Source organism: Candidatus Babeliales bacterium, assembly GCA_041660205.1.
Lineage (GTDB): Bacteria > Babelota > Babeliae > Babelales > Chromulinivoraceae > JACPFN01.
In genome coordinates this window covers 37,106-43,259 of sequence record JBAZWT010000005.1, presented here as the reverse complement: position 1 = coordinate 43,259, position 6,154 = coordinate 37,106, and the positions used below count along the sequence as shown (strand labels likewise).

Sequence of the window (6,154 nt, the reverse complement as noted above, 5' to 3'; positions counted from 1 at the left end):
GTAATTAACTATAATTCCGATGATAAATCTAACGACAAAAGTGCCTAGGATAAAAATTAAATTTGATTTTCGATATGTATTTGTTTACTCTTAAAGAGTTCATTTGTTTAAATTATTTTAGAAATTAAGCGTAACCTCCATTTCCCCTATCCGTGATATTTATATCTGGGTGGGGGGTTTTATTTCACTCCCCAATTAAAGGCCTTTTGATGAAACGAATGTATCCAGAGCGTAGTTATGGAAAGTTTGTTTGCTCTGATGGATTGAATCATGAATGGTTTATACCTGTCCTTAAAACGCTTGTTCATTCGATTAAAGTTTGTTTTTTTAATCAAGAACTTACGCAAGATTTAAAAAAAATCGTATTAACTCCTTCATTTCAATCACGCAGTCAAGAACCAGTGGTCACATGGCTGGGCCACTCAACTTTTCTTATCCAGGTTGGTGGAAAAAATATTTTAACTGATCCTATTTTCGGATCTCTTTCTTTAGTGTTTCGTCGCATCGTTCCATCGGTAGTTCAGATCCAAGATTTACCACAAATTGACTATGTACTTATTTCGCACAATCACTTTGATCATATGGACAGTCAAGCTCTGTGCGATTTAAAAAGTAGATTTCCAGACATGAAAGTTTTGGCACCAATGGGTGATAAAGAATGGTTTGATAAACACCAGTTTTTGTATGCTTCTGAGCATATGTGGTGGGATGAAATTATTGATGACCTTAATCCAAATGTTAAATTTACTTTTTTGCCCGCAAATCATTGGTCTCAGCGAACTTTATTTGATAAAAACAGATCGTTGTGGGGCAGTTGGATGGTGCAGGCAGAAGACTTTAAAATTTATTTTGCAGGTGACTCGAGTTGGGGTTCTCATTTTGAACAAATTGGCAAAGAATTTAAAGATATCGATGTAGCACTTTTACCCATTGCTCCTGGTGAGCCTCGTTCATGGATGAAAAGTTCACACATTAATGCTCGTGAAGCTGTTGAGGCTTTTGTTAAGTTAAAAGCAAAAACATTTATTCCAATGCATTGGGGCACATTTCATTTAGGATTTGATGATTTTCATACTCCTATATCTCTCTTAAAGCAGTCATGGCATGAGTTTCGCGCTGAGCTAAAAGATAAAAACTTAAACGTCATGAAGTTTGGTGAAATGCTTACAGGTCTTAAGCAACGCATTGTCTTCACAGTGCAGCAAAGTATCAAAGAAATTTCTTTATAATCCATTTTTAAAAAATCTTATAAAGTCTGCAAGTTGTGCGAGACTTTTTAATGTAATTTATTGAATTGAGCAGCAACAGCAGCATGAGTCTGATGATTTTTTAATCTTATTCATAAGTTCAATAAAATCTGGATAAGCAATCTGTTTTACTATGCATATGTTTTGATTTTGCTCGGCATAGGCATTAGCAAAAGTTATATTTACGTTAACCATGCAATGGTTGTCATTTGCTTGTTCTGTTTGTGTAATAACAACGGTATCTTTATCTTGAGAAGCTTTTGATCGAGATTTTATTAATTCTGCAGTTAGATAATTAGAGCCAAAATGTTGCTGACAGAGATACTCTTTAAGTTTAACTTTTTCTCTATCTAAAATTCTTGAATTTATATCTTCAAAAAAGGTCGTCTCATCGCCTAAAAGTCTTGAGTTTTCATTGTTGTTTTTCATTGCTTGTGTATTTGTACTCAGAAAACATAGGCTTATTATAAAAAACAAACACTTCATACCAAACTCCTTTTTTAGATTTTGAACGTATTTTTGAATTTCTTAAGAAGTAATAACACAAACTTATTATTTAGCGTAAAAGCCTTTAGATAAATAAGCGCGGCCTGAATCACCAAAAATAATGACAGCAACATCAGTTGGCTTCAGTCTTGGAGCGTAGGTGTAAGCTGCATAAGCAACAGCGCCACTGCTTGGCCCAACTAAAAATCCATGCTCATGAGCTAATTTTTTCATCATATCCATGCCCTGTTCATCTGTTACTTCGATAAATTCATCAATAACTGAATTATCAAGAACTAAAGATTCAGAGTCAACGCCCATGCCTTCAAGTTTGTAAGGTTTTGGATTACCCTTCGTTGATCGGTATGAATTTGCCGCATCAACACCAATCACTTGAATATTTGGATTCATTTCTTTTAAATATTTTCCAGCGCCACTCACTGTTCCGCCAGTTCCCGCAGCTGCAATTAAATGTGTAATTTTTCCTTCTGTTTGTTTCCAAATTTCAGGACCAACGCCATAGTAATGTGCTGTTGCGTTTAAAGGGTTGCAATATTGATTTGGCATATGAGAATTCGGTGTTTCTTTTTGAAGTTTCACTGCTTGGGAGTGGTAACTATTTGGATCTTCAAGAGATGGTCCAGAAGGAAACGTGAGGACTGTTGCGCCATACGCTCTGATAGTATCCATTTTTTCTTTGCTGTGCTTGTCTGTTGAGCAAATGATAACAGGATATCCTTTGATAGCTCCAATGAGCGCCAAAGCAATTCCATGATTGCCTGATGAGGCATCAATAATGGTTGTGCCTGGTTTTAAAAGTCCTTGCTTTTCTGCCCACTCTATCATGTACAAAGCAGATCTGTCTTTGATGCTGCCACCTGGATTTAAATATTCTAATTTTGCATAAATTGAACCTGGAGAATTTTCAAATATTTTAACCAGTAACGTATCGCCGATAGATTGAAGTAGAGAATTTTTCATGTGGACCTTTATGCAGAGTAGTTTATTAATAAATCAACATCATAATTGAGATCAGGAGACCGTAAATAGCAAATGAATCAATCATTGCCAGAGCGAGCATCGTAAGCTTTGAAAGAGCTGGATACTGTTCAAGACGCAATGCAATTTGGCTGCATGCGGTAGCTCCAGTTCTTCCAGAGTTTATACCAGGAAATAAAGTGCTCAGTCCCATACAGAGTGCGGCAGCAAAAAATTGCCAGCCTTGAAGCGGTGACAGAGGAACTATTTCTTGGGTCAAAATCATCAATGAAATAAGAAGTGAAAAAATTACGGGTGTTTCAATAATTGCTTCGCTAATGAAGGTAAAAGTTATTATTTTTCCGTAAGCTTTTTTGTTAACGCCAAGAGCACTTACTGCGGCAAATGCAAACAAACTAAGTCCAATGGATGGCCCAACGCATCCAAGTCCAATACTTAGTCCGCCAGAAAAAAGCTGCATAGCCTCATTAAAAGTCGTTATTATTGGTAGTTTTGCCTTAATCATAAAAGCTACCAGAACACCGAATATGTTTGGTGTCATGATCAGTGTTTGAGTAATGAGCATGATGTTTAATATTTTGGTTTGAGCGAATGGTTGCCGCGCTAGACTTGAGCATGCTGCAATCGCTGGAAATGCTGATGCTATACCGGCACACAGTCCCGAAATTCCTACAGCAAGTGCGATGCCTGCTACGCCAAAGTTAGTAAAATATGGGTCAAGCATTGGAGTTGAGTTATTTATTAAAAGAAGTGACATTAAAAATCCCATCAACGCAGCAGTTTCAGTTACCGCTGTGCCGATGATGCATATTTTTGTAATATGGTTAGCCGATGATGGTTGCATCTGCATTGCGCGCAATGCTTGCCGACCAATAAGTCCTTGGCCAATGCTAGTACCAATGGATGAAAGTATCAACGGGATAATAGAAAATAAAAAGTAAAGTATGTTTGTCATAGTTTTTTACGGAATTATATCGAGATTTGTAGCATCTTGCTCTTCATGAAGAATTTCCATTGATAGGTACGTTGTCGTCAGCATGGTAAATACAAATGCCTGGATCAAGCCTTCAAAAATTCCAAAAAGTAAAAGCATTATGATGTTTGCCCCTGAAACAAGCCCAATTGTTTGCAGTAAAGCTGATCCGGAAAGTATTCCTGAATACAATGAGCTGATGATAAATCCTCCATAAATATTTCCATACAATCGAAACGATAAAGAAATAAGTGAAGAAAAAAGTCCAATGACATGAAGTGGAAACATGAGGAAGAATGGATCAAAATAACCCAAAATGTAATGTTTTATTCCTTTTGCTTTGATTGCATTGAAATGAACATACAGCAGGGCAATAATGCTAAGGGCAAATGTTGTATTTAAGTCTTTAGTTGGTTCTTCGCACCAAGGAATTATCTGTATCGTGTTACACAGAAAGATAAAAGTGAACAGTGATCCAATGAAAGAAAGATGCCCAATCGGGCAAGATCTAATTGATTGAATGAGTAAATCTTGAAATGCTTTTACGTACTGCAAGACTGCATATCTGACAAGACTATTTTCGTTTTTTAAGCATCGAGAAATATAAAAACCTGCAATCATGATCAAGCTAAGAATAATCCAGGTGTCGATTAAAATTTCTGATTTTAAAGTCCAAAAATCTCCATGAAGACCAAATTGAGAAAATGGCTTCCATGAATGGTCAGGTAAAGCATTATGATTATGCATGATTATCTCTTTAAATGGTTCGCAGAGCTACATTTTGTATGCTAATATTCCTACGCTGCATAGGTAAGATGATACAAACAATATAGTCAGAAGTATAGAGTTGCTTGCAACAAATGTTGAGATCGTATAAAAAAATAAAATTAACAGTGAAAAACGCAGCAGAGTAAAGATAAAATCATATGTTGGCTTGTTGTAGGTAAGTACGTATTTTTTCCCGACAAATAGCAGAGAGCCATAGATAATTCCGCTCAAAATCGTTGCGATACTCATAAAAAAAATATTTGAAATCATAAATTATTGCCTTGTGCAAGCTTTAAGTACTCAGAAATAATTGCTTGAGATCCTGCAATGACGAGCAGATCATTTTTATCTGTTAATTCTGCAGAGATTTCTTGAAATGCTAGTTGAAAGTTGTGATGTTGAGCTGTTTTTATTTTGTTGTATTGTGCCAAACTTACGAGATGGGCAATATCCCAAGGTGTGCCCATTTTTTCGCCAACAATAGTTGGAGTGCTGTAAAAGCTAATGGTCCCTGAGAATTTTTTAAAACATGAATGAAATAGTTTTATAAATTCATTCTCATCACATTGCTCTTTGGTGCTTCCTACAACAAAAAAGATATTTTTAAACGAGTGTTGATAGTTTAAGAGTCGTATGCCTAAAAATAAATTGCTAAAGGCATCCAGGTTGCTTGCATTGTCGAGCAAAATAGTTTTTTCTTTTTCGTGAATTATTTGAAATGTGTTTGGGATTTCATTATTAATTGATTGCCAAAATTGGCTGGAAGAGAGATGTAAGCTTTTTATGTTTTTAAGGTCTATCGAAGTTGTCGTTGAGCCAGTTGCCTGATTTACCGAGATCTTTTCTAAATATATTTGAATGATTCGATCTGCCAGTGCAGCGCTTCTGCCAAACAATTGTTCAAATGGATAAGCGAGTGGAGCGACTTTTCTTATAGGCATAACCCAAACACCATTTTTTTGTATGGTTCTTTGTTCCATGGTAAGTAAAGACAAGGTGCTTTGATTTGCGGAAATAACATGAGTTTGATGCGATATATGATCAATAATGCTATCAATTTTTTGATGTACAGACTCTTGTGAGTTTTGCACAATGCGAGAAATTCCCAAAATAAATGGAGTGCAGATCGTGACAGGATCACGGTCAAGCATGTCTTCTTGTTCAAAAATAGCGAGATCAACTTTTTGATCGTCAAAGTAAATTAAAGCCATGGCAGTTAAAATATCTTTACTTGAAGCATTAATTTTTAATTCACGAGCAAGATTAATAACTTGGTTTGCGAGATCTGTAAATGTTTCATTTGAAATCTTAGTGCTATTTACAGCAAAACGTTCGTTATAATGCATAAAATGTGGAGACGAAAAAGTTCCAATTTTTATATTTTTCGTTTTTGATATCTTTTCAAGATAATGAATGGTGGTACTTTTGCCGCTTGTTCCAGCAATGATTACAGAGGTTAATTTTTTAGAAATATTGCCCAACGCTTGGTCTAATTTCTGCATGACGCTATGAGGACTTTTTTTCCAGTTAGCATTGAAATATGCAATGACTTCGTTATATGTTTTTTGGGGGTAAAGTAAGAGACCTATTTTTGTGTGAGATATTGGATTAATCTGAGACATTGTTTAGATTCTCCGTCAGGTGAAGTTTTTGCAAATTCTATAAAAAACACAAAACTAAT

General features: G+C 35.6%; 7 protein-coding genes. 1 reads left to right on the top strand and 6 read right to left on the bottom strand.

Annotation, left to right across the window (positions count from 1 at the left end; genetic code table 11):
• Positions 1 to 209 precede the first annotated feature (209 nt).
• Positions 210 to 1,229, top strand: a complete 1,020-nt coding sequence (locus WC747_02590) for an MBL fold metallo-hydrolase (GenBank protein ID MFA5998878.1) — start codon at positions 210 to 212, stop codon at positions 1,227 to 1,229.
• Positions 1,230 to 1,286: 57 nt separating this feature from the next.
• Here WC747_02590 and WC747_02585 read toward each other — a convergent pair whose 3' ends face one another.
• The 6 genes from WC747_02585 to WC747_02560 form a co-directional block, all read right to left on the bottom strand.
• On the bottom strand, positions 1,287 to 1,733 hold the full coding sequence (locus tag WC747_02585; GenBank protein ID MFA5998877.1) for a hypothetical protein: 447 nt from the start codon (positions 1,731 to 1,733) through the stop codon (positions 1,287 to 1,289).
• Between the two features lie 66 nt (positions 1,734 to 1,799).
• Positions 1,800 to 2,714, bottom strand: coding sequence for a cysteine synthase family protein (locus tag WC747_02580; GenBank protein MFA5998876.1), 915 nt, complete (start codon positions 2,712 to 2,714; stop codon positions 1,800 to 1,802).
• 25 nt (positions 2,715 to 2,739) lie between these two features.
• Positions 2,740 to 3,687, bottom strand: coding sequence for an ATP synthase F0 subunit C (locus WC747_02575; protein MFA5998875.1), 948 nt, complete (start codon positions 3,685 to 3,687; stop codon positions 2,740 to 2,742).
• A 6-nt stretch (positions 3,688 to 3,693) separates the two neighbouring features.
• Positions 3,694 to 4,452, bottom strand: coding sequence for a F0F1 ATP synthase subunit A (gene atpB / locus WC747_02570; GenBank protein ID MFA5998874.1), 759 nt, complete (start codon positions 4,450 to 4,452; stop codon positions 3,694 to 3,696).
• 27 nt (positions 4,453 to 4,479) lie between these two features.
• Positions 4,480 to 4,743, bottom strand: coding sequence for a hypothetical protein (locus WC747_02565; GenBank protein MFA5998873.1), 264 nt, complete (start codon positions 4,741 to 4,743; stop codon positions 4,480 to 4,482).
• Positions 4,740 to 6,095, bottom strand: a complete 1,356-nt coding sequence (locus tag WC747_02560) for a hypothetical protein (GenBank protein ID MFA5998872.1) — start codon at positions 6,093 to 6,095, stop codon at positions 4,740 to 4,742. The genes WC747_02565 and WC747_02560 overlap by 4 nt, the downstream gene beginning before the upstream one ends.
• Positions 6,096 to 6,154: the final 59 nt, after the last annotated feature.